This is a genomic window from Microlunatus sp. YIM B11417, assembly GCF_059617205.1.
This window is the reverse complement of record NZ_JCAMPJ010000014.1, coordinates 74,955-98,009: the sequence shown is the minus strand read 5'-3', so window position 1 is coordinate 98,009 and position 23,055 is coordinate 74,955. Positions and strand designations below refer to the sequence as shown.

25 protein-coding genes are annotated in these 23,055 nt (G+C 72.1%); 6 read left to right on the top strand and 19 right to left on the bottom strand.

Features of this window, described 5'->3' with window-relative positions; genetic code table 11:
* Nucleotides 1–132: 132 nt before the first annotated feature.
* From AC6CCG_RS33465 to dapA, 3 genes are all read right to left on the bottom strand, one after another.
* The gene (locus AC6CCG_RS33465) at nucleotides 133–636 is read right to left on the bottom strand and encodes a methylated-DNA--[protein]-cysteine S-methyltransferase (protein ID WP_496659192.1); all 504 of its coding nucleotides are present in this window, start codon (nucleotides 634–636) and stop codon (nucleotides 133–135) included.
* Nucleotides 633–2,156, bottom strand: coding sequence for a DNA-3-methyladenine glycosylase 2 family protein (locus AC6CCG_RS33460; protein ID WP_496659191.1), 1,524 nt, complete (start codon nucleotides 2,154–2,156; stop codon nucleotides 633–635). The genes AC6CCG_RS33465 and AC6CCG_RS33460 overlap by 4 nt, the downstream gene beginning before the upstream one ends.
* A 61-nt stretch (nucleotides 2,157–2,217) precedes the next feature.
* Nucleotides 2,218–3,108 carry a 4-hydroxy-tetrahydrodipicolinate synthase gene (gene dapA, locus AC6CCG_RS33455; protein ID WP_496659190.1) on the bottom strand — a complete coding sequence of 297 codons (891 nt, stop codon included), beginning with the start codon at nucleotides 3,106–3,108 and terminating at the stop codon, nucleotides 2,218–2,220.
* Between the two features lie 218 nt (nucleotides 3,109–3,326).
* Between dapA and AC6CCG_RS33450 the strand changes: the two genes are divergently transcribed.
* Nucleotides 3,327–3,989 (top strand): O-methyltransferase, encoded by a 663-nt coding sequence (locus AC6CCG_RS33450; RefSeq protein ID WP_496659189.1) that lies wholly within the window; start codon nucleotides 3,327–3,329, stop codon nucleotides 3,987–3,989.
* Here the strand turns inward: AC6CCG_RS33450 and glgC are convergent.
* Nucleotides 3,973–5,211, bottom strand: coding sequence for a glucose-1-phosphate adenylyltransferase (gene glgC, locus AC6CCG_RS33445; RefSeq protein ID WP_496659188.1), 1,239 nt, complete (start codon nucleotides 5,209–5,211; stop codon nucleotides 3,973–3,975). The two genes, AC6CCG_RS33450 and glgC, sit on opposite strands and share 17 nt — an antisense overlap.
* Before the next feature lie 87 nt (nucleotides 5,212–5,298).
* Between glgC and glgA the strand changes: the two genes are divergently transcribed.
* Nucleotides 5,299–6,483, top strand: a complete 1,185-nt coding sequence (gene glgA / locus AC6CCG_RS33440; RefSeq protein ID WP_496659204.1) for a glycogen synthase — start codon at nucleotides 5,299–5,301, stop codon at nucleotides 6,481–6,483.
* Here glgA and AC6CCG_RS33435 read toward each other — a convergent pair whose 3' ends face one another.
* From AC6CCG_RS33435 to dapE, 7 genes are all read right to left on the bottom strand, one after another.
* The gene (locus AC6CCG_RS33435; protein ID WP_496659187.1) at nucleotides 6,484–6,972 is read right to left on the bottom strand and encodes a YbaK/EbsC family protein; all 489 of its coding nucleotides are present in this window, start codon (nucleotides 6,970–6,972) and stop codon (nucleotides 6,484–6,486) included.
* 86 nt (nucleotides 6,973–7,058) lie between these two features.
* A complete protein-coding gene (locus tag AC6CCG_RS33430) occupies nucleotides 7,059–7,226 on the bottom strand; it encodes a DUF3117 domain-containing protein (RefSeq protein ID WP_152360374.1) in 168 nt (55 codons plus the stop codon).
* Nucleotides 7,227–7,339: 113 nt separating this feature from the next.
* The gene (locus AC6CCG_RS33425; protein WP_496659186.1) at nucleotides 7,340–7,900 is read right to left on the bottom strand and encodes a DNA-3-methyladenine glycosylase I; all 561 of its coding nucleotides are present in this window, start codon (nucleotides 7,898–7,900) and stop codon (nucleotides 7,340–7,342) included.
* Nucleotides 7,897–8,370: an SRPBCC family protein gene (locus tag AC6CCG_RS33420; protein ID WP_496659185.1), complete on the bottom strand. Its 474-nt coding sequence runs from the start codon at nucleotides 8,368–8,370 to the stop codon at nucleotides 7,897–7,899. The genes AC6CCG_RS33425 and AC6CCG_RS33420 overlap by 4 nt, the downstream gene beginning before the upstream one ends.
* Before the next feature lie 2 nt (nucleotides 8,371–8,372).
* Nucleotides 8,373–8,675, bottom strand: coding sequence for a DivIVA domain-containing protein (locus tag AC6CCG_RS33415; protein ID WP_496659184.1), 303 nt, complete (start codon nucleotides 8,673–8,675; stop codon nucleotides 8,373–8,375).
* A gap of 28 nt (nucleotides 8,676–8,703) precedes the next feature.
* A complete protein-coding gene (locus AC6CCG_RS33410; protein ID WP_496659183.1) occupies nucleotides 8,704–9,393 on the bottom strand; it encodes an LOG family protein in 690 nt (229 codons plus the stop codon).
* A gap of 18 nt (nucleotides 9,394–9,411) precedes the next feature.
* Complete coding sequence (dapE, locus tag AC6CCG_RS33405; protein WP_496659182.1) at nucleotides 9,412–10,476, bottom strand: succinyl-diaminopimelate desuccinylase; 1,065 nt, start codon at nucleotides 10,474–10,476, stop codon at nucleotides 9,412–9,414.
* Between the two features lie 60 nt (nucleotides 10,477–10,536).
* Between dapE and dapD the strand changes: the two genes are divergently transcribed.
* On the top strand, nucleotides 10,537–11,469 hold the full coding sequence (dapD, locus tag AC6CCG_RS33400; protein WP_496659181.1) for a 2,3,4,5-tetrahydropyridine-2,6-dicarboxylate N-succinyltransferase: 933 nt from the start codon (nucleotides 10,537–10,539) through the stop codon (nucleotides 11,467–11,469).
* A 2-nt stretch (nucleotides 11,470–11,471) separates the two neighbouring features.
* A complete protein-coding gene (locus AC6CCG_RS33395) occupies nucleotides 11,472–12,299 on the top strand; it encodes a hypothetical protein (protein ID WP_496659180.1) in 828 nt (275 codons plus the stop codon).
* On the opposite strand, the gene AC6CCG_RS33390 is transcribed toward AC6CCG_RS33395, so the two are convergent.
* From AC6CCG_RS33390 to AC6CCG_RS33375, 4 genes are read right to left on the bottom strand one after another with little or no spacing between them, the layout of a single operon-like run.
* Complete coding sequence (locus AC6CCG_RS33390) at nucleotides 12,286–13,509, bottom strand: MFS transporter (protein WP_496659179.1); 1,224 nt, start codon at nucleotides 13,507–13,509, stop codon at nucleotides 12,286–12,288. The two genes, AC6CCG_RS33395 and AC6CCG_RS33390, sit on opposite strands and share 14 nt — an antisense overlap.
* A gap of 14 nt (nucleotides 13,510–13,523) precedes the next feature.
* The gene (locus tag AC6CCG_RS33385) at nucleotides 13,524–13,955 is read right to left on the bottom strand and encodes an MAPEG family protein (protein WP_496659178.1); all 432 of its coding nucleotides are present in this window, start codon (nucleotides 13,953–13,955) and stop codon (nucleotides 13,524–13,526) included.
* Nucleotides 13,952–14,923, bottom strand: coding sequence for a glutathione synthase (gshB, locus tag AC6CCG_RS33380; protein ID WP_496659177.1), 972 nt, complete (start codon nucleotides 14,921–14,923; stop codon nucleotides 13,952–13,954). Before gshB ends, AC6CCG_RS33385 begins: the two co-directional genes overlap by 4 nt.
* On the bottom strand, nucleotides 14,920–15,909 hold the full coding sequence (locus tag AC6CCG_RS33375; protein ID WP_496659176.1) for a glutamate-cysteine ligase family protein: 990 nt from the start codon (nucleotides 15,907–15,909) through the stop codon (nucleotides 14,920–14,922). Before AC6CCG_RS33375 ends, gshB begins: the two co-directional genes overlap by 4 nt.
* 75 nt (nucleotides 15,910–15,984) lie before the next feature.
* On the opposite strand from AC6CCG_RS33375, the gene AC6CCG_RS33370 reads away from it, so the two are divergent.
* The gene (locus AC6CCG_RS33370; RefSeq protein ID WP_496659175.1) at nucleotides 15,985–18,825 is read left to right on the top strand and encodes an ATP-binding protein; all 2,841 of its coding nucleotides are present in this window, start codon (nucleotides 15,985–15,987) and stop codon (nucleotides 18,823–18,825) included.
* A 207-nt stretch (nucleotides 18,826–19,032) separates the two neighbouring features.
* Here the strand turns inward: AC6CCG_RS33370 and AC6CCG_RS33365 are convergent, their stop codons facing one another.
* The 4 genes from AC6CCG_RS33365 to fdxA form a co-directional block, all read right to left on the bottom strand.
* Nucleotides 19,033–19,440 (bottom strand): RidA family protein, encoded by a 408-nt coding sequence (locus tag AC6CCG_RS33365; protein WP_496659174.1) that lies wholly within the window; start codon nucleotides 19,438–19,440, stop codon nucleotides 19,033–19,035.
* A 4-nt stretch (nucleotides 19,441–19,444) separates the two neighbouring features.
* On the bottom strand, nucleotides 19,445–20,284 hold the full coding sequence (locus AC6CCG_RS33360) for an FAD-dependent thymidylate synthase (protein WP_496659173.1): 840 nt from the start codon (nucleotides 20,282–20,284) through the stop codon (nucleotides 19,445–19,447).
* Between the two features lie 258 nt (nucleotides 20,285–20,542).
* Nucleotides 20,543–21,646 carry a succinyldiaminopimelate transaminase gene (gene dapC / locus AC6CCG_RS33355; RefSeq protein ID WP_496659172.1) on the bottom strand — a complete coding sequence of 368 codons (1,104 nt, stop codon included), beginning with the start codon at nucleotides 21,644–21,646 and terminating at the stop codon, nucleotides 20,543–20,545.
* A complete protein-coding gene (gene fdxA / locus AC6CCG_RS33350) occupies nucleotides 21,643–21,969 on the bottom strand; it encodes a ferredoxin (protein WP_496659171.1) in 327 nt (108 codons plus the stop codon). The genes dapC and fdxA overlap by 4 nt, the downstream gene beginning before the upstream one ends.
* 109 nt (nucleotides 21,970–22,078) lie before the next feature.
* Between fdxA and AC6CCG_RS33345 the strand changes: the two genes are divergently transcribed.
* Entirely contained in the window at nucleotides 22,079–23,032 is a 954-nt protein-coding gene (locus AC6CCG_RS33345) for a GNAT family N-acetyltransferase (RefSeq protein WP_496659170.1), read from the top strand.
* The last annotated feature ends 23 nt before the right edge of the window (nucleotides 23,033–23,055 follow it).

Genomic DNA, 23,055 nt, shown 5'->3' with positions numbered 1-23,055 from the left:
TCCGGCTCACGCACCGTGCTCGTCATGGGCGTCATTGTTCCGGCCCAACCTGGCAATCTGCTAAGCGTTCCCTGTCAATCCGTGCCGTCGGCCTGTGATCGTGCCCATAGCGGCGCGACCCCTCCGGCTCCCTCAGAGTAGTCGATCCTGAGCGGTCACCGCATGCTCGGCCTCCAGCCGCAGCAGCACCTTCTTGCGATCCAGCCCGCCACCGTAGCCGACCAGCGTGCCGTTGGCGCCGATCACCCGGTGACAAGGGACGACCACCGGGATGGGGTTCGCCCCGTTGGCCAGGCCGACCGCCCGGCTGGCCGCCTGGGTGCGGCCGATCCGCAGCGCCAGCTCGCCGTAGCTGATCGTCTCCCCGTACCCGATCCGGCACAGTTCGGCCCAGACCTCGAGTTGGAACGGCGAGCCGGCCGGCGCCAGCGGCAGCTCGAAGTCGGTCCGCCGGCCCTCGAAGTACTCGGTCAGCTGCTCGATCGTGAGGGCCAGGATCGCGTCCGGCTCCCCGGCCGGCGTGGGGACCTCCTCCTCGCCGTCGAACCTGATCATGGTCAGGGCGCGCCCGTTCGACTCGAGGGTGAGCGGGCCGATCGGCGAGTCGATCACCGTCCGGACGGTTGTCGGGTTCATCGCTGCTCCTCCAGATTCCACAGATGCATCACCGCGTACGACCGCCAGGGCCGGCAGCGGTCCAGGTCGGCGGCCGGCGGGTCGGTCCCGAGCGCGGCCAGCCCGTACCGGACCCCGAGATCGGTGCCGAGCCAGATGTCCGGGTCGCCGAGCGCCCGCATCGCGATGTAGTCGGCGGTCCACGGCCCGATGCCGGGCAGCGCGAGCAGCGCCTGCCGCACCTCGGTCCGGTCCGTGCCGTAGTCGAGCGGCACCCGGCCGGAGGCGACCGCCTCGGCCAGGCCGATCAGGGCCCGGCCCCGGCTGCGCGGCATCGGCAGGTCCTCCGGGTCGGCGGCCGCCAACTGCTCCGGGGTCGGGAAGACGAGGTCGAGCCCGCCTTCCGGCGCCTGCAGGCGGTCCGGCAACGGGGTGCCGTACCGAGCGGCGATTCGGCCCAGCACCGTCCGGGCGCCGGCCACCGAGACCTGCTGGCCGACGATCGCCCGGACCGCGACCTCGAAGCCGTCGACGTGGCCCGGCACGCGCAGGCCGGGCCGGCGCCGGACCAGCGGTGCGAACACCGCCGTCTCGGCCAGCGTCTCGTCGATCAGCATCGGGTCGGCATCCAGGTCGAGCAGCCGGCGGGAGCGCTCGACAGCGGCGGCCAGGTCGCGCAGGTCGGTCAGGGCGAACTCGGCCCGGACCAGGTCCGCGGCCGGAGCCAGCCGGACCACGGCGGGGCCACCGGGCAGGGCGAGGGTCCGCCGGTAGCCCGCATCGTCGACCTGTTCCACCCGGTCGATCGCGCGGTCGGCCAGGAAGCGCAGCAGCCGGACGCCGTCGAACGGCCGCCGGACCGGGAGGTCGAGCACGATCCGCAGCGGCTCCGGCTGGTGCCGAACGCCCGCTGGGTCTGCCGATGTGCCAGGCCGGACCGGGGCTTGACCGTCGGCAGGCTCGGGGAACGTCCTCGCGGCCGCCCGGAGGTCACGCGGCGCGCGGTCGTACACCCCGCGGATGGTGTCGTTGAACTGCCGGACGCTCGCGAAGCCGGCGGCGAACGCGACGTCGGCGAACGGCATCGCGGTCTGCTCGATCAGCACCCGGGCCGTGTGCGCCCGCCGGGTCCGGGCCAGCGCCAGCGGGCCGGCGCCGAGCCGCTCGGACATCAGCCGGTTCAGCTGACGGGGGCTGTAGCCGGTCCGCGCGGCCAGGCCCGCAACGCCCTCCCGCTCGACCACGCCGTCGGCGATCAGCCGCATCGCCCGGCCGACCGCGTCGGCCCGGAAGTCCCACTCCGGCGAGCCGGGCGCCGCGTCGGGCCGGCACCGGCGGCAGGCCCGGTAGCCGGCCCGCTGGGCCGCCGTGGCCGACGGATAGAACGTCAGGTTGCCCCGCTTCGGCGTGGTTGCCGGGCAGGACGGGCGGCAGTAGATCCGGGTGGTCCGGACCGCGATGTAGAAGACGCCGTCGAACCGCGCGTCGCGGCTGTCCGCGGCGCGGTAACAGGTTTCATGATCAAGCTCGGCGACCGGCACAGCTGACATTCAACCCGCCGCCACTGACAGTTTCTGGCGGTTTCCGGTCACCTCGGTCGGATCAGTCGAGCAGGCCGGCGGCGCGGAGCTGCTCGCCGAACACCCGGCGCTGCTCGTCAGTGGCGGGCACCTGGGGCAGCCGCAGCCCGCCGACGCCGCGGCCCTGCAGCTCGAGGCCGGCCTTGACCATCGAGCAGCCCTGCGTGGCGAAGACGCCGGTGAAGACCGGCAGCAGTTCCCGGTGCAGCCGCAAGGCCTCGGCCGTGTCGCCCTTCGCGAACGCCTGGATGAGCTGCTTCATGCCGCGCCCGGTGAAGTGGGTCGAGGTGCCGACCACGCCGACGGCGCCGACCGCGAGCAGCGGCAGCGTCATCGCGTCGTCGCCGGAGTAGTAGGCCAGGTCGGTTCGGCTGAGCACGGTGGCCGAGGCGACCGGATCGCTCTTGGCGTCCTTGACCGCGACGATCCGCGGGTGCTCGGCGATCTTGATCATGGTCTCGGTCGCGATCGGGATCCCGGCGCGGTGCGGAATGTCGTACACGATGATCGGCAGGCCGGTGCCGTCGGCGACGGTCCGGAAGTGCTGCAGCAGGCCTTCCTGCGGCGGCTTGGAGTAGTAGGGCGTGACCACCAGGAGCCCGCTCGCGCCCGCAGCCTCGGCCTCGTGCGCGGTCTCGATCGTGTGCCGGGTGTCGAACGACCCGACGCCGGCGATCACCTTGGCCCGGTCGCCGACCGCTTCGACGACGGCGCGGAGCAGGGTGATCTTCTCCTCGGCGGTCGTGGTCGGGGACTCGCCCGTGGTCCCGCTGATCACCAGGGCGTCGTTGTCGAGGTCGTCCACCAGATGCCGGGCTAGTTCGGCGGCGCCGGCGGGGTCGAGCGAGCCGTCCTTCGCGAACGGGGTCACCATCGCGGTGATCAGATGTCCAAAGGGCGGTACGTCCGGCATGCGCGTCATTCTAGGGCCGCGACGTGACCGTGAAACCGGGTGTCGGCCCTGGTTGGCGCCCTTTCCCGGGCCTGGGCGAGAACATCGGCTTCCCTCCCCGTACGCGCGCGACGGTTTCTCCGCCGATCCGCGCCGACAACGCCACGAAAAATCAACGCAGCCGCGGTTTGGGGCGGTTCGTCGGATGGCCACCGGCGCACGCGGATAGGGTGAGCGGCATGGATGCCCTGTCGGAACAGGAAAGGACCGCTCCGTCGGCGGCCTCGTGGATGTTCGCCGAGGACTTCGCCACCGAGTCCGATGCCGCGACGAAGGCTCGGCAGGAGGCCGAGGACCTGGGTGTCAAGCCGGTCAGCCCCGGTACGGCCGGCGCCCTGACCCTGCTCGCCCGGATGGTCCGCGCCTCGCACGTCGTGGAGATCGGCACCGGGTCCGGCGTGTCCGGGCTGGCCCTCTACGCCGGCATGGTCCCGGACGGGATCCTGACCAGCGTCGACATCGAGCCGGAGCACCAGCGGATCGCGCGCCAGGCCTTCACCGAGGTCGGCATCGAGAGCCGCCGGATCCGGCTGATCGCGGGCGCCGCCCTCAGCGTGCTGCCGCGGCTCAGCGACGGCGCGTACGACCTCGTCTTCGTCGACGGCGACAAGCTCGAGTACCCCGACTACATCGAGCAGGCGCTGCGCCTGCTCCGGCCAGGCGGCGTGCTGGCGGTCGACAACGCGCTCTGGCACGACCGGGTCGCCGACCGGTCCAACGACGACGACGAGACTCTCGCCGTCCGGGAGACCCTGGACCGGATCCACGACGACGACGACCTGATCTCCTCGCTGCTGCCCTGCGGCGACGGTCTGCTGATCGCCGTCACCCCGGGTGCCTAGCCCGATCCACGGTGATGCCCTTGCCGACCACCGTGATGCCGCCCTCGGACACGGTGTAGCCGCGGGCCCGGTCGGCCTCCGGATCGACTCCGACCTCGGCGCCGGGCGGGACGATCACGTTCTTGTCCAGGATCGCGTTGCGGACCACGGCGCCCGGGGCGACCAGGGCCCCGTTCAGCAGCACCGAGCGGTCGACGACGGCGCGCTCCTCCACCCGGACGTTCGGCGACAGCACTGAACTGTCCACCGAACCGCCGGAGATGATGCAGCCCGGGCTGACGATCGAGTCCTCCGCGGTGCCCTCGAGGACGAACTTCGCGCCCGGCATCTGTACCTGGTACGTCCAGATCGGCCAGTCCAGGTTGTACAGGTTGAAGACCGGGTCCACCGAGACCAGGTCCATGTGCGCCTCGTGGTAGGCGTCGATGGTCCCGACGTCGCGCCAGTAGCTGGCGTCCCGGCTGGTCGCGCCCGGCACGGTGTTGGCCGTGAAGTCGTACACCCGGGCGTCACCGCCGGCCACGAAGGACGGGATGATGTCGCCACCCATGTCGTGCCGGGAGTCGGTGTTCTCGGCGTCGGTGGTGAGCATGTCCACCAGGGCCTCGGCGGAGAAGATGTAGTTGCCCATCGACGCGAAGCTGGACCCGGGATCGTCCGGCAGCCCCGGCGGCACGGCCGGCTTCTCCAGGAAGCTCTTGATCTTGCCGTCGACATCGGAGTCGATCACGCCGAACGAACTGGCCTGCTTGCGCGGCACCCGGATGCCGGCGATCGTGCAGCCGCTGCCGCCCTCGATGTGGGCGTCCAGCATCTGCTCGACGTCCATCCGGTAGATGTTGTCGGCACCGAACACGACGACGTGATCGGGCGCCTCGTCGATGATCAGGTTCATCGACTGGAAGATCGCGTCGGCGCTGCCCTGGTACCAGCGCGGGCCGAGCCGCTGCTGGGCCGGCACCGGCGTCACGTAGTTGCCGAGCATGGTCGACATCCGCCAGGTCAGCGAGATGTGCCGGTCCAGCGAGTGCGACTTGTACTGGGTCAGCACGGCGATCTGGCGCAGGTTCGCGTTGGCGAGGTTCGACAGCACGAAGTCGATCAAACGGTACGTCCCACCGAACGGCACCGCAGGTTTGGCACGGTCCATCGTCAACGGCATCAGGCGCTTGCCCTCGCCTCCCGCCAACACGATCGACAGCACCTTCGGACGCGTCGCCATGCCCGAAACCTAAGCTGATCAACGGGCTTCCGACAAGCCCTCCGACAAACGCGGCGGGTATGACACCATCGAGCCATGAGTGATCGTTTGGCGGTCGGGGTGCTGACACGGGAGTACCCGCCGATGATCTACGGCGGTGCCGGCGTGCACGTCGGACAGCTGGTGCCGCAGCTGCGCCGGTTGATCGACGTCGACGTGCACTGCATGGGCGAGCCGCGCGACGGGGCGACCGCACACGCCGAGGACCACCCGGCCGGGGCGAACGCCGCCTACCGCGTGTTCGGCGCCGATCTCGCCATGGCAGCCGCGATCGGGGACCTCGACCTGGTCCATTCGCACACCTGGTACGCCAACCTGGCCGGGCATCTGGCCGGCCTCTACCACGACATCCCCCACGTGGTCACCGCCCACTCGCTGGAACCGCACCGGCCCTGGAAGGCCGAGCAGCTCGGGGGCGGCTACCGGCTCTCGTCGTGGGCGGAGCGGACCGCGTTCGAGGCGGCCGACGCAGTGATCGCGGTCAGCGACGGCATGCGGGCCGACACCCTGGCCTCCTATCGTGATCTTGATCCGGCCAAGGTGCACGTGGTCCGCAACGGCATCGACACCGACGAGTTCGCGCCGGACCCCGGCACCGATCACCTGGCCGCGCTGGGCATCGACCCCGACCGGCCGACCGTGGTCTTCGTCGGCCGGATCACCCGGCAGAAGGGCCTGATCCACCTGGTCCGCGCCGCCGCCCACCTTGATCAGGAAGCCCAGCTGGTGCTGCTGGCGGGTGCCCCCGACACCCCCGAGATCGCCCGCGAGATCGGCGACGCGTTCAGCCGGTTGCGGGAGACCCGTGATCATGTGGTCTGGATCGAGCGGATGCTGCCCCGCGAGCAGGTCCGGCAGGTGCTGTCCCGGGCGACGATCTTCGCCTGCCCTTCGGTGTACGAGCCGCTCGGCATCGTCAACCTGGAGGCGATGGCCTGCGAAACGGCCGTCGTCGCCAGCGCGGTCGGCGGGATCCCGGAGGTCGTCGTCGACGGCGAGACCGGGCTGCTGGTGCCGTACTCCCCCGACCGGGCCGGCGACCCGGACTACGTCGCGGCCTTCGAGAACGACTTCGCGACCAAGATCAACTCGCTGCTGCGCGACCCTGACCTCGCCGCGCGGTTCGGCACGGCGGGGCGGCAACGCTGCATCGACGAATTCTCCTGGTCCAAGATCGCTGCCGAGACCGTCGACGTGTACCGGGCCGCCATCGCCCGGCATCAGCGTGCGTGATCAGATCACGTCGATCTCGGTGCCGCCGGTGAGCCGGAGCAGGTCCGGATAGCTCCAGGGCACCACGGCGTGCGGGATGCCGCCGCCGGTCCACAGGGTCTCGTACTGGGCCAGGTTGCGGTCCACCACGGTACGCAGCGGAGCCGGATGCCCGACCGGCGCGACACCGCCGATCGGCTGGCCGGTGTGCGCCCGGACGAAGTCGGCGTCCGCGCGCCGGAGCCGGCCGCCGACGGTCGCCGACACCTTCTCCACATCGACCCGGTACGCGCCGCTCGCCATCACCAGGATCGGCTGCCGGTCGCCGCCGTCGTCCGGCTGGACCGCGAAGATCAGCGAGTTGGCGATGGCGCCGACCGGGCAGCCCAGCTGATCGGCGGCGAGCTGCGCGGTGGTGGCGGCGTCGGGGAGCATCCGGATCCGGCCGGGCAGCCCCTCGGAGATCAGGATGGACTCCACGGCGACGCAGTTGGCATGGAGGGTGGTCAAGACGCGTCCTTCGGATCAGTCGATGGGCAGTACGGGTCGGCCCCGCAGTCCGAGCCGGACTGCGGGGCCGAAGCCGTCGGGTTCGGTCAGCCGACGACGGACTTCAGCTCGCTGGCCAGCTTGGCGGCCTCTTCCGCATTGAGCTCCACGACGAGCCGGCCACCTCCTTCGAGCGGCACCCGCATGACGATTCCGCGTCCTTCTTTGGTGACTTCCATCGGTCCATCACCGGTCCGCGGCTTCATGGCAGCCATCGCTCACCCTCAATCCCTTGTTGTCGACGATCTTCATCGGTTCGGCAGCTCTCGCTGCAATTATTCCGCATCTGGCTCGCGACCGCAGGTCGGGTCGCACGTGAGGGGCCGATTCAGCCGGTCTCGCAGGCGGCCAGATGGTCGTTGACCAAGCCGACCGCCTGCATCATCGCGTAGGCCGTCGTCGGGCCGAAGAATCGGATTCCCTCGCGCTTCAGCGCCTTCGAGAGGGCCACCGATTCGGGGGTCTGCGCCGGCACCGCGGCGTCGTCGGCGGGTCGCGGCCGGTCCGGCTGCGCATAGGACCAGATCAGCTCCGCGAACGACTCGCCCATCCGTTGCACGACGGCGGCGTTGGCGATCGCGGCGTCGATCTTGGCCCGGTTGCGGACGATGCCGGTGTCGGCCATCAGCCGTTCCACGTCGGCCGGCCCGAACTCGGCGACCCGCTCCGGGTCGAACCCGGCGAAGGCGGCGCGGAAGTTCTCCCGCTTGCGCAGGATGGTGATCCAGGCCAGGCCCGACTGGAACGCCTCCAGGGTGAGCCGCTCGTAGAGTCCGTCCACGGTCCGCACCGGGTGGCCCCACTCCTCGTCGTGGTACGCCACGTACTCCGGGGCGGACAGCGCCCAGGAACAGCGCAACCGGCCGTCCGGTCCCGGCAACGCGGTCACGGCAGGTCCCGGGAGAGCAGCCGGGCCAGCCGGCGCAGGCTGAACGACAGGCCGGCCCGCAGCAGCGGCAGGAACGGACGGACCAGCGGGGCCGCGACGGCGCCGCCGGGCGGCAGGAACGATTCGGTCACGGCGATGATGCTGCCACCGGGCACTGACAGCACCCGGATCGTGCCGACACCGGTGAAGCCGGGCCCGAGATGCAGCACCTCGACCTCGGCCGGGCCGCCGTCCGCGCCGGGTTCCCGCCAGCCGGTGACCACGAACCGGTCCAGCAGGCCGACCCGGAGCGGGCCGAGCCGCAGGCCGGAGAACGCCTCGACCCGGACCCCGAGGCCGGTGGCGTGGCCGGTCCGGACCCGTACCGTCGTGAGCGGGATCCAGCGGGCCTGGCCGGGCCAGTCGATCACCGCGCGCCAGGCGGCCGGCGCCGGCGCGTCCGTCCGCATGGAGGCGTCGACCAGCAGCACGGTCAGCGCAGTTCGTTGGCGGCGAGTTTCGCCCGGAGGTCGGCGATGGTCGCGTCCCGCTCGGCCAGCTCGCCGGCCAGCCGGTCCAGCACGTCGTCCACCTGGTCCATCGCGTACCCGCGCAGGGTGATGCCGAACTTGACGTCCGAGACGTCGGCCGAGGTCACCGGCTGGTCGTCCGGCCAGGGATTCTGGCGGTACACGTCGCGGTCGGGCTCCCGGCTCATGCCACCAAGCTTGCCCGATCCCGCAACGGCGACGACGCCGAGCGCGACGACGACCAGGGCCGCGATGAACCACTCCATGGGGTCGATCCTTTCACGGGTCCGGTCGTCAGAGCGCCGCCCGGAGCGTGGCGACCGCCTCGTCGACGTCGTCGGTGACGGTGACCAGGGACAGATCCGATTCGCTGATGAAGCCCTCGGCCAGCACCGTCTGCTCGGCCCAGTCCAGCAGGCCCTGCCAGTAGCTGCTGCCGAACAGCACGATCGGGAACCGGGTCACCTTCTTCGTCTGCACCAGGGTGAGCGCCTCGAACAGTTCGTCGAACGTGCCCAGCCCGCCGGGGAAGACGATGAAACCCTGGCTCGACTTGACGAAGCAGACCTTGCGGACGAAGAAGTAGCGGAAGTTGATCCCGAGGTTGACGTAGGAGTTGAGGCCCTGCTCGTGCGGCACCTCGATGCCCAGCCCGACCGACGTCCCGCCGGCCTCCAGGGCACCCTTGTTGGCGGCCGCCATGATGCCCGGCCCGCCGCCGGTGATCACCGTCAGCCCGGCCCGGGCCAGGTCGCCGCCGAGCCGTTCCGCCGCGACCGCCATCGGGTGGTCCGCCGCGGCCCGGGACGAGCCGAAGATCGCCACGGCCGGGCCCAGGTCGGCGAGGGCGTCGAAGCCGTCGATGAACTCCGCCTGGATCCGCAGCACCCGCCACGGATCGGTGTGCACCCAGTCGGCCGGCCCGCGGCTGTCCAGCAGGCGTTGATCATGGTTCTCGGCATGGCGTCGGACGATCTCGGTCACGCCGCCGACCCTAGTGGGTCAGCTCAGCCAGGTGAGGAAGCCGGTACGGCAGCGCTCCAGGTCGGCGGCGGGACAGAACTCGTCGTCGGTGTGCGCCTTGTTCGGGTCGCCCGGGCCGTAGTTGACCGCCGGTACGCCGAGCGTGGCGAACCGGGCCACGTCGGTCCAGCCGAACTTCGGTCCCGGGGTGCCGCCGACGGCCGCGGCGAAGTCGGCCGCGATCGGGCGGTCCAGGCCGGGCCGGGCGCCCGGCGCGGCGTCCACCACCTCGAGGTCGTACGGGGCGAGCACCTCGCGGACGTACGCCTCGGCGCCGGCGACGTCCTTGTCCGGTGCGAACCGGTAGTTGATCAGGACCCGGCAGCGGTCCGGGATCACGTTGCCGGCGATGCCGCCCTCGATCCGGACCGCGTTCAGGCCCTCCCGGTAGATCAGCCCGTCCACCTCGACCTCACGGGCCTGGTGATCGGCGAGCCGGGCCAGCAGTCCGTGCGCGTCGTGGATCGCGTTGTGGCCGCGCCAGGAGCGGGCCGAGTGCGCGGCCAGGCCGGTGAAGGTCACCGCGACCCGCATCGTGCCCTGGCAGCCGCCCTCGATCCCGGCGTTGGTCGGCTCGCCGAGCACCGCGAAGTCGGCGGCCAGCAACTCGGGCCGTTCCCGGGTGATCCGGAACAGCCCGTTGCGGTCGGCCTCGACCTCCTCGTTGTCGTAGAAGATCCAGGTCAGGTCGCGATTCGGCTCGGTCAGCGCAGCGGCCGCCGCCAGCTGCACCGCGACGCCGCCCTTCATGTCACAGGCACCGCGGCCGTGCACGAGCAGGTCGTCGCCCTCGCCGGTGATCGTGGCCGGCACGTTGTCCGCGATCGGGACCGTGTCCAGGTGCCCGCCGATCACCACCCGTTCCCGCCGGCCCAGCTCGGTCCGGGCGATCAGCACGTTGCCGTCCCTGATCACCTTCAGGTGCGGGTACGCACTCAGGGCGGTCTCCACCTCGTCGGTGATCCGTTGCTCGTTGCCGCTCACGGATTCGATGTCGATCAAGGAACGCAGCAGGCCGGGCAGGTCTCCCTCGAGGTTCAACACGCTCCAGACCCTAACCCCAGCCGTCGGGGGTCGCTGCGCACGGTCACTACAGTTGCCCCCATGACGGACAGCCCGAGTTCGCACGCGTCCGGTTGGGGCGTGGCGACGATCCACGACAGCGGCCAGGTGCTGGACACCTACTACCCCGCGCCGACCCTGGACCGCCTGCCGGCCGAACCGCCCGCCGAGCTGGCCGCCGCCGCGGCCGCGGACCCGGTGCGGCGGGTGCGGACCGAGCTGGTCGGGACCGAGATCGAGCTCGCGGCCGGCCCGGCCGACGCCGCCGACGCGTACCTGCGACTGCATCTGCTCAGCCACCGGCTGGTCCGCCCCTGGCAGGTCAACCTGGACGGGATCTTCGGCGCTCTGGCCAACGTCGTCTGGACCTCCGCCGGGCCGTGTGCGGTGGACGGCTTCGAAGAGGTACGGACTCGGTTGCGGACCGAGCGCGGCCACCTGACGGTGTTCGGCGTGGACAAGTTCCCGCGCATGATCGACTACGTGGTGCCGGCCGGGGTCCGGATCGCCGACGCGGACCGGGTCCGGCTCGGCGCGCACCTGGCCGAGGGCACCGTGGTGATGCACGAGGGCTTCGTCAACTACAACGCCGGCACCCTCGGCAAGGCGATGGTGGAGGGCCGGATCTCGGCCGGCGTGATCATCGGCAAGGACTCCGACGTCGGCGGCGGCGCGTCGATCATGGGCACCCTGTCCGGCGGCGGCAAGCAGGTGATCTCGATCGGCGAGCGTTGCCTGCTCGGCGCCAACTCCGGCCTCGGCATCCCGCTCGGCGACGACTGCGTGGTCGAGGCGGGCCTCTATGTCACGGAGGGGACCAAGATCACCCTGCCGGACGGCCGGGTGATCAAGGCGATCGAACTGGCCGGCCAGAGCGGGCTGCTGTTCATCCGCAACTCGGTCACCGGCAAGGTGGAGGTGCGCAACCGGCAGGGCAAGGCGGTCGAGTTGAACGCCGCCCTGCACGCGCATTGATCATGATCGGGAGACGTGCGGCCGGCCTGGCCGCCACGCTGGCCCTGGTCGTCGCGGCGCCGGCCTGCTCCGGCCTGACCGAAGGGGTCCGGCCGTCGATCTCGGACAGCTGCATGATCACCACCGGGGAGACGTCGGTGGTGGTCGACCTCGAGCAGTCCAAGTATGCCTCGATCATCGCCGGGCTGACCCTGAAGCGCTCACTGCCGGCGCGGGCCGCGTCGATCGCGCTGACCACGGCGTACCAGGAATCGGAGATCCGCAACATCGACTACGGCGATCGTGATTCGCTCGGGCTGTTCCAGCAGCGGCCGTCCCAGGACTGGGGCACGGCGAAGCAGATCATGGACCCGTACTACTCGACCGGCGCCTTCTACGACGCCCTGGTCAAGATCAGGAACTGGCAGAAGCGGGACATCACCGAGGTGGCCCAGGCGGTGCAGATCAGCGCCTACCCGGACGCCTATCGTGATCATGAATCGGACGGCCGGGCGTTGGCCAGCGCGCTGACCGGGCACTCCCCCGCCGCCATCGCCTGCCTGGACCGCAGCCCGGACGCCGGCGACGCGAAGGGCCTGGCTTCGGCACTGCAGAAGACGTTCGGGAAGCTCAAGCTCAGCCGCGAGGGCACGACCGTGACGATCACCGCGAAGTCGGACACCGCCGCGTGGGCGTACGGTCAATTCGCCGTCGCCAACCTCGAGGAGTACGGAGTCGCCGCGGTCACCGTCGGTGATCAACGCTGGCAGAGCGTCGTCGACGACCGGACCGGCTGGTCGACGGCCGAGGAGCCGGCCAAGACGCGTCAGGTGATCATCACGGTTCACTGACCCGGCCGGCGATCGGTCGGCGTGGCCCGCTGGCCGGCCGGTAGGCGGCGTGCAGGGCGAGGAAACTCGACGTGACGGCGGCGACGGTGCCGACGAGGAAGGGCGCTCGAGGCCCGGCCAGTCCGGCCACCGCGGCGGCGATCGGGCCGCCGGTCGCCGTACCGCCGAGCAGGACGGCCGCGAAGATCGCCATCACCCGGCCGGTCAGCGCCGGCTCGGCGGTCTGCAGGATCGCGGTCGCCGCCATGATGCAGACCGACCAGGCGAACCCGGTGGCGGTCAACGCGATCAGCAGCACCGGGACGGCCGGCGCGACGGCGGTCAGCAGCAGGGCCCCGCCGAGCGCCGCGGCGGCCGGCGCCAGTGACGGCGGCCCGGACCGGCGCCGGAGCGCGGTGGCGACCATCCCGGCCAGGCTGCCCGCGGTGCCGGCGGTGAAGGCGGCGCCGACCAGGTCGGGCCCGCCGGCGAAACCGACCCGGACCAGGATCGGCACCGACACCTGCACGGTGAACCCGAACGTGGCCAGGAGCGCGAAGGAGAGCGTGGTGGCCCGCAACACCGGGACCCGCCACAGATAGCCGAGCCCCTCACGCACCTGCCCGGCAGCCCGGGTCACCCGGGGCGACGGCCCGGTCCGGATCGTGGCCAGGGCGACCACGTCGGCGGCGAAGGAGAGCGCGTTGACGGCGAAGGCACCGGCCGCCCCGATGGTGCCGACCAGGATCCCGCCGAGAGCCGAGCCGGCGGTCATCCCGAGCAGCATCGCGGTCCCGGTCAGCGCCGAAGCGGCGGCGGCCAGCTCGGCCGGCACCAGCATCGGCACCAGGGCCCGCCGGGCCGGCGTGTCCAGCGCGTTGATCACGCCCCAGGCTGCGGCCAGCAGACAGATCACCGGCAGGGTCAGGGTGCCGGTGATCGCGGTCAGCGCATAGCCGGCGGCGACCGCGGCCAGCCCGGCTTCGGCGATCATCAGCACCCGGCGCCGGTCGTGCCGGTCGGCCAGCGCACCGAACCACGGCCCGATCACCAGTGTGGGCAGGAACTGCAGCATGATCACCAGACCGAGCGCCTGCGGGTCCTGCTGCACCACCAGCCAGGCGAGCGCGACCACCTGGGCCCAGGAACAGGTGACCGACGGCACCTGCCCGGCCAGGTAGCGGCGCAGCGCCGGCGACCGCAGAGCCGCGGCGGTGGGATGCGCGGTCACAGGCCGATCGGACATCAGAACGCGGTGATCGCCGCGGCGACGGCCAGGCCGACGCCGAACAGATAGGTGCCCATCGCGCCGATCATCCGCTTGGGATCCTCCGCGGCGAGGGTGCTCGCCGTCACCATCCCGTACGCGTGCAGCAGCCGGGCCACGGTGCCGCCGATGATCAACGGCAACGCCACCCAGACCGGGGCCAACGCCCCGACCAGCAGGAACAGCAGCATCAGCGTCGGGACGTACTCGATCGCGTTGCCGTGCGCCCGCATCGCGATCAACAGCGGGCTGGTCGGGTCGGTGGGAGCCTGCGAGCCGCCCTGCTGCGCCGTGACTCCGCGCAGCCGGGACACGTTGAAGCCGAGCAGGAAGATCAGCGCGGCCAGCACGGCGACGCAGACGATCGCCGTGATCAGGCCGAGGCCGAGGGAGTCGAGGTTGATGATCATGCTGATGTCCTTTCCAGGTTTGGTTTCAGGAGGTGGTCGAGCAGGTCGGCGCAGAGCGTCCAGCCGAGCAGAGCGTCCGCCTTGCGCAGTCCGCCGACGCTGGTCACGTTGCTCTCGATCAGGTACGGGCCGATCACGTCCAGCCCGGCCAGCCGGATGCCCATCCGGCGCAGGTCCGGGGCCAGCCGGGCGCAGATCTCCCGGTCCCGTGCGGTGATCGGCGCCTCGGCGGCAGGCTGGCCGATCCGGAAGTCGCCGGCGGCCGGGAAGCGGTGGACCGCGGCCACCGGTGCGCCGTCGATCACGAAGAGTCGCTTGTTGCCGGCGGCGACCTCCCGCAGATAGCGCTGCACCAGCACCGGCCGGGAGCCGAGGGCGGTACTGATCTCGATCAGCGACGTGAGGTTCGGGTCGTGCCGGTCCAGCCGGAGCACGCCGCGACCGGAGAACCCGTCCACCGGTTTGATCACCGCCGTGCCGTGCTCGGCCAGGAAGTCCCGGACGGTACGTTCGTCGGCGGTCACGACGGTCGGCGGGACAAGATCAGGAAAGCGGAGCGGGAACAGATGTTCGCTGCACTCCCGCAAGGACTGCGGCGCGTTCACCAGCACCGTCCGGCCCGGGTCGATCAGGTCCATGATCAACGTCGCGGCCGTGAAGACCTCGTCGACCGGTGGCTCGGTGCGCAGGAAGACGGCGGCGACGTCGTCCAGCCAGACCGGCCGAGCGTCCAGCACGGAGAACCACGGGTCCGGCACCCGCCAGCGGCAGCCACGGTCCGGGCGGGCCGGCGCCAGCTCGATCCGGCGCGCCGCCGCCCGCGCCCGGCCGTCGACCACCTCCAGCCGGGCCGCCTCGGTCACCCAGACCTCGGCACCGAGGTCCCGCGCCGCATGCATCAGGCCGACGCTCGTGTCGATGGCCGCGTCCAGCCGCTCCAGCGGGTCGGCGACGAACACGATCCTCATCGCGCACCGCCGGTGCCGACCACCGCGGTGCCGGCGATGGCCAGCAGCTCGGCCGCTTCGGGGGCGTGCCCGGCCGCCGCCTCGGCCCAGGCCCGGTCCTGCTCTCCGACCCGCGGCAGCAGCAGGTCGAGCGCTTCCCGCCGGGCGGCGGGATCGGTCAGCAGGGTGCCGACGGTCCGTACGGCGGCCTCGATCCGGTGCGCCGGCTGGGCGTCCAGGTAGCGCAGCTCGAGATAGCCGCCGCGAGGGCGTACCGGCGGGAAGAGGGTGGTCAGGTGATAGGCCGGGTCGGCGGTCTCCGGGATCGGCAACCGTGGCGCGGCCGCGGCGAAGGCCAGGTAGGCGCCGACCGGATCGGCCGGGTCGAGGTGTCGCCCGTCGTAGCCGGTCCGGACCGGGTCGAGGGCGCGCCAGATCCGGGTCCGTTCGCCGCCGGAGTTGTCGAACGCCACGGTCAGCGCCGGTCCGGCCAGGTTCGCGACCAGCCACTGCTCCCGGCCAGCGGGCCCGGGCAGCAGGTCCACGGCGAGTTGCAGGGAAGCGGTCAGCCGCATCATCCGGCGCCCGGCCGGCCCGGTCCGGTCGAAGAACGCCTGCATCGCCGTGTAGCGCGGCGTCGGCGTCCGCAGCGGCACCTCCGCGCAACCGTGGTACGGGTTCACGCCGGCCGCCACCAGCCGGACGCCGCGGGACCGCGCGATCGCTTCGGCGCGATCGATCAGCCGGCCCAGGTCGGCGACCAGTTCGGCCGGCCCGGGCCGTGGCGGAGGACTCAACTCCAGCTGCCCGCCCGGCTCGAAGCTGGGCCGGGCCGCGGCCACGAAGTCCGGGTCGAAACCGGCGGTCAGGGTGGCCGGGTCGACCGGACCCGGCCGGCTGGGGTCGCTGACCGGGATCAGCTCGACCTCGGCCCCGATCAGGCCCGGACGGTGCGCCGGGGCGAACAGCTGCCGTACCGCACGGCTCAGGTCTCTGGTCTGTCTCATGCGGTCAACGGTCGCCCCGCTACCGGTCCCGCAACATCAGTGGTGGCACGCAATCCGGTACTGCATACTGCGCCCATGGGGCCCGATCCGGGGACGGCCGACCCGCTCGTCGGGCGGCAGCAGGAGCTGGCTCTGTTGCGCCGTCGGCTGGCCGGGGCCCGGTCCGGCACCGGGCAGCTGGTCCTGGTCACCGGCCCGGCCGGCATCGGCAAGACCCGGCTGGTCGAGGAGCTGGTGGCCGAGGCTCCGGGGCCGGTCGGCTGGGGCACCGCCCTCGCCGATGCCGGGATGCCCGCCCTCTGGCCGTGGACCCGGGCACTGCGCGGTTGGCCCGGCCCGGCGGCCGCGGTCGGCGCACTGGCCGCGGGGGCCGGCGAACGCGGCCAGGCCTCCGTCGAGGACGCCGCCGCCGCGACGTTCGCCGCCGACACCGCGGTACTGGATGCGCTGGCCGAGTGCGCCGCCGGCGGGCCCGGGCTGCTGATCGTGCTGGACGACCTGCAATGGGCGGACCAGGCGACGCTGCGGCTGTTGGACCGGCTCGCCGCCGAGATCCGCCGGCTGCCCCTGCTCCTGGTCGGCACCCACCGGGAGTCGATCGGGGACTTCGCCGACTCACCTGCCCATCGGGCCAGCGAACTGATCGGGCTCGGGCCGCTGTCCCCCGCCGAGGCGGCCGCGATGCTGTCCGCGTCGGTCGCGCAGGCCGACGATGCCGCGGTACGGCACGCCACCCGGCTGTCCGGCGGCAGCCCGCTGCTGCTGCGGACGCTGGCCCGGGTCGCCGGCGGTCAGCTGCGCGGCCGGCGGGCCTGGGACGACACGGTCGGCGAACAGCCCGAACTGAGGCACCTGGTCGCCGTCGCGCTCCGTACCGCCGGGCCGGAGGCTGCGGCGCTGGTCGCCGGCCTCAGCGTGCTGGGTACGGAGGCCGAGGCAGACCTGCTGGCCGAGCTGGTCGGCGGTTCCGGTCCGGTGCTGGACCGGCTGCGGCCCGCCGTGCCAGCCGGGCTGCTGCAGCTGCCGACGTCCGGGACCCGGGTCCGGTTCGCGCACGGGCTGGTCCGGGACGCCGTCTACGCCTCGATCCCGGCCGCACGGCGAGCGCAACTGCACCGGGCCGCGGCGCTGCTGCTGGAACCGCCGGCCGTCAGCGGCGACGACCGGGCCGGCGCGGTCGCGACGCACTGGCACCGGGCGGGCGAACCGGCCCAGGCCGCAGTGTGGGCGATCCGGGCCGCCGACTCGGCCCGGGTCGCCGGCGGCTACGCGGAATCGGCCCGCTATCTGCAGTTGGCGCTGGACGCCGGCCCCGATGCCGCCGTGGACCGGGCCGAACTGCTGCTGGACCTGGCCCGGGTGCAGTACCTGAGCGGCCGGCTGGAGGACAGCATCGCCACCTGCCTGCAGGCGGCCGACGAGGGCGACCGGACCGACCGCGGCGAGGTGCTCTGCCGTGCCGCGCTGATCGTCCAGGGGCTGGCTCATCCGGCGATCAACCAGCAACTGCTCGGGCTGTGCCGCCGGGCGCTGGACCGGCTGAGCGAGGACGGGCCGCCGCGGCTGCGCGCCCGGGTGGAGGCGCAGCTGGCCTGCGTCCTGCTCGAGCTCGACCTGATCGCCGAGGCCGGCCCATGGTCACGGATCGCGTACGACCACGCGGTGGCGGCCGGCGACGCCGACGCCGAACTGGACGCGCTGCGCGCCCGGGTCTCACTGGAGTGGCGGCCCGGCCGCGACGCCGAGGCGATCGCGATCGGCCGCCGGGCGCTGGCCCTCGCGGAGCGTACCGGCCGGCCGCTGGCCGAGTTGTGGGCCCACATCTGGTGCTCGGACGGCGCGATGCACCTGGCCGATGCGGCGACGGCGCAGCGCGAGCTCGCCGCCATCGAGCTGCTGGCCGACCGGACCGGGCTGCCGTTGGTCCGCTGGCACCTGCTGCGCCGGCAGGCCACGCAGGCGGCGCTGGTCGGCGATTTCGTACGGTGTCGGCGGCGTGCCGCGGAAGCGGCCGAGATCGCGGCCGACTGGGGCGATCAGTCGGTGTACTTCACCCATTTCGGCCTGTCGATCTTCATGGCGGGGGTCCGGGGCGATCCCGCCGATCTCAGTCCGGGCTGGACCGAGCTGCTGCGGGATCTGAGCCAGTTCCCGTTGGTGGGCAAGGCGGCGCTGGCCCAGGCGCTGCTGCTGGTCGGCCGGCGGGAGGAGGCGGCGTCGCTCTACCGGGCCGCGTTGCCCGGCGTGGACGACCCGAACCGGGTGATGGCCACGGCGGTGTTGGCCTTCCTGTCGGAGCTGGCCGTCGCGCTCGGCGACACCGACACCTGCCGGTCACTGCGCCGGCTGATCGAGGAGAGCTTCGGCAGCACCGTGATCATGGGCTCGGGCACCGTCTACTACACCGGCGCGATCGCCCGGATCCTCGGCGGGCTGTCGCTCGCTCTCGGCGAGCCGGCGACGGCGATCGAGCAGTACGAGACCGGACTGCGGATCGACGAACGGATCGGCGCCCGGCCCTTCCTGGCCCACGGGCACCTCGGCCTGGCCCGCGCCCTGACCGCGAAGGATGACTACACCCGTGCCGCGGAGCACGCCCGGACGGCGGCCGAGCTGGCCCGCCGGCTGGACCTGCCGGGTCCGCTGCGGACGGCGGAGGCTCTGCTCGCCGCCCTGCTGCCGAGCGAACGGCCGGCCGACCCGCTGAGCAACCGGGAACGCGAGGTGCTCGCGCTCGTGGCCCAGGCGCTGACCAACCGGGAGATCGCGGCCCGCCTGGTCCTGTCCGAGCGCACCGTGGAGAGCCACGTCCGGCGCATCCTCGCCAAGACCGGTCTGACCACCCGGACCGAGCTGACCCGCTGGCACCTCGGTCTCTCGGAACCGGCCCGGTCCGGCCAGCCGGATCATCCCTAGCCGTGGATCCTTGATCAGCGGCGCGTCGACCACCCGAGGGTTCGTTCCTGCGCCGAGTGACAGTTCGACCTCGATCTGCCGCCGAGACGCGGTCCAGGTGTCCACTCGATGAGTGCGGTCGGGTCAGAGTTGGGCGCCTGAGGTGCGGGCGGCCGGCGGTGCCGACGGCCGGCTCGATGTCGCGACCCTCAGGCCTCGGCAGGCCGGTCAGTCGACGACGGCGGCGACCGCTTCGAGCTCGACGAGCTGGTCGGCATAACCCAGCACCGTCACCCCGAGCAGCGTGCTCGGCACGTCATGATCACCGAACGCGTCCCGGACCACCTGCCAGGCGGTCACCAGATCGGCCTGGTCGGACGAGGCCACCAGGACCCGGGTGCTGATCACGTCCTCGATCGTCGCCCCGGCGGCGGCCAGCGCACGGGTCATGGTCTCGACGCAGGCCGCTGCCTGGCCGGCGTAGTCGCCGACCGCGACGGTCGTCCCGTCCTCGTCCAGCGGGCAGGACCCGGCGAGGAAGATCAACCGAGCCTCGGCGGGGGCGGTGGCGGCGTAGGCGTACTCGGCGATGTCGGAGAGGTCGGCGGCGCGGATCAGGTGCACGGAACTCGGCATCCGCTCAGTCTGACAGGGCCGTACCGGACCAGGAGGCGAAGTCGGCCTCGCCCGGAATCGTCTTGCGCAGCTGGCGCCAGCCGACGAAGTTGCCGATCCTGGTGCCGGCCGGGTCGGGCGTGGCGACATGCTCCAGTGGCGACAGGTGCCCGCTCTCGACCAGTCGCCGGTAGAGCTTGAGATCCGCGTCGAGGTCACGCCGGCCGTCGTGGGTCAGGTAGCTGACCCGGGCGCAGCGCGCGGCGGACACCTGCCGGGCCTGCTCGGTGTGCTCGAAGCTGCCGTCGTACTCCTCCGGCTGCAGCAGCGGCAGGTGCCAGGACCCGTCCGGCACGTCGACCGGCGTCCCGGAGTCGTACACCTGACGCATCAGGGCGGCGACCCGGCCGATCTCCGGCTGCGCCTCGGGATTGGCCCGGAGCGCGAAGAAGTTGCTCCAGTCGGTCGCCGTGACGATCACCGTGTGCCAGAGGAACGGCTCCAGCAGCCGGTTCGCCAGCTGCTTGTGGATCTTCAGCTCCAGCAGCCGCTCGACCTGCTCGACCGCCCGGTCCCGGGCCGCCAGCCAGACCTCCCGGGCCTCGCCGGCGGCCGCCTCGTCGACCTCCCGTTCGGCCTGCATGCCGGCCTGGTTGCGCCCCCAGCCCTCGGGCACGAACGGCTCGTCCCGGACCCGGGCCAGCTGTGTCTTGACCGGGATCGCCCGGCTGGACGCGCTGTTCCGGGAGAACATCCGGTGCGTGTTGAACTCCGCCAGCACCAGCCGCGGAAACGTGACCTCCATCGTCACCAGCCGATGCCCGCCCGCCGAGACCGAGTCCGCAATGATCTTCGCTCCGAACACCACCCCATCCTCGCCGACCGGTCACCACAGCAGGGGTTTGGGCGGCGTGTCGCTGCGGAAGTGACCTCTCGGTAGAGGGTTGGGCGGGACGCGACCGGCTGGGCGCCACGTGCTCGGATCTGGGGTTCGACGCTGCTGGCTGCCTTGCCGTCGTGATCACTCCGTCACCCACCGCCCCGCCGACACGTCACTTCTGCAGCGACACGCCGACAGAACACCTGCTTTGGTGACCGGTCGGCGGAGTTTCTTGGGGAGGGGTCAGAGTCGGGCGGCGGCGGAGGCGATGCGTTCGTCGGTGGCGGTCAGGGCGATCCGGACGTGGCGTTCGGCGGCCTCGCCGTAGAAGTCGCCGGGGGCGGCCAGGATGCCGCGCTCGGCCAGGAAGTCGATCGTGGTGCGGCCCGGTTCGTCGCGGGTGGCCCAGAGGTAGATCGAGCCCTCGGAGTGCTCGATCCGGAACCCGGCGCGCTCCAGGGCCGGGCGGAGGGTGGCCCGCCGAGCGAGGTAGCTGTCCCGCTGCTCCCGTACGTGATCATCGTCGGCCAGCAGCGTGATCATGGCCTGCTGCACCGGCCGCGGAACGATCATGCCGGCGTGCTTGCGTACGGCCAGCAGGCGGGTCACCAGGTCCTGGTCGCCGCCGATGAAACCGGCCCGGTAGCCGGCCAGGTTGGACCGTTTGGACAGCGAGTGCACCGCCAGAAGTTGATCATGGGAGCCGCCGCTGATGTCCGGCGCCAGCACCGACACGGGCTCGGCCTCCCAGCCGAACTCGCCGTAGCACTCGTCCGAGGCCACCACGGCGCCGCGCTCGCGGGCCCAGGCGACCCGCCGGGCCAGCTCGTCACCGTCCAGGATCTGGCCGGTCGGGTTGGACGGCGAGTTCAGCCAGACCAGGCCGGGCCGAAGATCACCGAGCGTTTCAAGATCATCACAGGGCACCGGGGTGCAGCCGGCGATCAGGGCACCCACCGCATAGGTCGGGTACGCCATCGTCGGCACCACCACCGTGTCGCCGCGGCCGAGCCCGAGCAGCGTCGGCAGCCAGGCGACGAACTCCTTGGTCCCGATCACCGGCATCGTGGCCTCGGCGGCCAGGCCGGCGGCCGACCAGCGCCGGGACAGGTAGTCCGCAATCGCCGCCCGCAGCTCGGCGGTGCCCGAGGTCAGCGGATAACCGGGACTGTTCGCCGCCTCGGCCAGCGCCTGTTGCGCAATCGCCGGCACCGGGTCGACCGGCGTGCCGACGGAGAGATCGACCAGACCGTCCGGGTGCGCGGCGGCCAGCTTCCGGGCCCCGTCCAGGCTGTCCCAGGGGAAGTCGGGCAGTCCGGCGACGCCCGACGTCACGGTGTCCGTCACTCGTCGTGTTCTTGCGGCGGGAGGGCCGCGACCAGCGGGTGATCCTTGTCGATCGGACCGGTCTTGGCCGCGCCACCCGGCGAGCCCAGGTCGTCGAAGAAGTCGACGTTGGCCTGGTAGTAGTCCTTCCACTCCTCCGGGGTGTCGTCCTCGTAGAAGATCGCCTCGACCGGGCAGACCGGTTCGCAGGCGCCGCAGTCCACACATTCGTCGGGGTGGATGTAGAGCATCCGCTTGCCCTCGTAGATGCAGTCGACCGGGCACTCCTCGACACAGGCGAGGTCCTTCAGATCGACACAGGGCTGCGCAATGACGTACGTCACGGACTTCTCCTCGATATCGCTGCTGGCGGCGCGGACGGCGGGCCGGTGCGTCGCCTGGTGTCAGCTAGTATCTCGCCTTCCGACCGTAGGAGCGAAGGACCCCCACTCTGTGGACGCTGTCGCACTCATCACACCCCCGGCCGGTCCCGGTGACCGGCTGGTGATCCGGCACCGGCTGCCGGACGGCTCGGCCACCGACGTGCTCGGCGTGCTGGTCTCCGCCGACCCGACGACGGTGGTCGTACGGACCCGGGACGACCGCACCGTCGAGGTCGAGCGAGCCACCGTGATCCTGGCCAAACGGGTGCCGCTGATCTCGCGCGGCCCGGACCCGCTGCGGATCCCGGCCGAGGAGCTCGAGCAGGCCGCGGTGGCCGGCTGGGTCGCCCAGGCCGAGCCGCTGGGCGACTGGTGGCTGCGGTCCGGCGGCGGTTTCACCGGCCGGGCCAACTCCTGCCTCGCCGTCGGCGACCCGGGCCGTCCCTTCCCCGCCGCGGCCGAGCGCGTGATCGACTTCGCCCGCCGCGCCGGGATCCCGCCCATGGTCCAGGTGATCTCGGATTCCCAGCAGGAGCAGGGATTCCGGGAGTTGGGCTGGACCGAGACCTACCTGCCGACCGACGTCATGGTGCACCGGCTGTCCACCCTCGGCGAGCGGCCGGTCGATCCGCGGGTGATCATCGAGGAGACCCTCACCGAATCCTGGCTGGCCGCCTATCACGCGTACCGCCCGAACGACGCCGACCCGGAACTGCTGCGCACGCTGCTGCAGGGACGCCCACCGACCGGAATGGCCGGGATCGAGGACGGCGGACGGCTGGTCTGTGTCGGCCGCGGCCAGGTCAGCCGGGGCTGGCTCGGCATCTCCGGCCTCTGGACCCACCCCGACCACCGCCGTCAGGGTCTCGCGACCGCGGTGCTGATCGGCCTGGTCCACTGGGCCGGGGCGAAGGGCGCCCGGAACGCATACCTGCAGGTGGCGCAGGAGAACGCGTCAGCCCACGAGGCGTACCAGCGACTGGGCTTCCGGCTCCACCACAGTTACCGCTACCTGCGCCCCTGACCCGGCGATTCCACGACTTTTCC

Excerpts from the sequence above, each read along its gene's own strand:
- AC6CCG_RS33465 (WP_496659192.1), bottom strand. The coding sequence starts at position 636 with ATGAACCCGACAACCGTCCGGACGGTGATCGACTCGCCGATCGGCCCG.
- dapA (WP_496659190.1), bottom strand. The coding sequence starts at position 3,108 with ATGCCGGACGTACCGCCCTTTGGACATCTGATCACCGCGATGGTGACC.
- AC6CCG_RS33450 (WP_496659189.1), top strand. The coding sequence starts at position 3,327 with ATGGATGCCCTGTCGGAACAGGAAAGGACCGCTCCGTCGGCGGCCTCG.
- glgC (WP_496659188.1), bottom strand. The coding sequence starts at position 5,211 with ATGGCGACGCGTCCGAAGGTGCTGTCGATCGTGTTGGCGGGAGGCGAG.
- AC6CCG_RS33430 (WP_152360374.1), bottom strand. The coding sequence starts at position 7,226 with ATGGCTGCCATGAAGCCGCGGACCGGTGATGGACCGATGGAAGTCACC.
- AC6CCG_RS33415 (WP_496659184.1), bottom strand. The coding sequence starts at position 8,675 with ATGGAGTGGTTCATCGCGGCCCTGGTCGTCGTCGCGCTCGGCGTCGTC.
- dapD (WP_496659181.1), top strand. The coding sequence starts at position 10,537 with ATGACGGACAGCCCGAGTTCGCACGCGTCCGGTTGGGGCGTGGCGACG.
- AC6CCG_RS33395 (WP_496659180.1), top strand. The coding sequence starts at position 11,472 with ATGATCGGGAGACGTGCGGCCGGCCTGGCCGCCACGCTGGCCCTGGTC.
- AC6CCG_RS33385 (WP_496659178.1), bottom strand. The coding sequence starts at position 13,955 with ATGATCATCAACCTCGACTCCCTCGGCCTCGGCCTGATCACGGCGATC.
- gshB (WP_496659177.1), bottom strand. The coding sequence starts at position 14,923 with ATGAGGATCGTGTTCGTCGCCGACCCGCTGGAGCGGCTGGACGCGGCC.
- AC6CCG_RS33375 (WP_496659176.1), bottom strand. The coding sequence starts at position 15,909 with ATGAGACAGACCAGAGACCTGAGCCGTGCGGTACGGCAGCTGTTCGCC.
- AC6CCG_RS33370 (WP_496659175.1), top strand. The coding sequence starts at position 15,985 with ATGGGGCCCGATCCGGGGACGGCCGACCCGCTCGTCGGGCGGCAGCAG.
- AC6CCG_RS33365 (WP_496659174.1), bottom strand. The coding sequence starts at position 19,440 with ATGCCGAGTTCCGTGCACCTGATCCGCGCCGCCGACCTCTCCGACATC.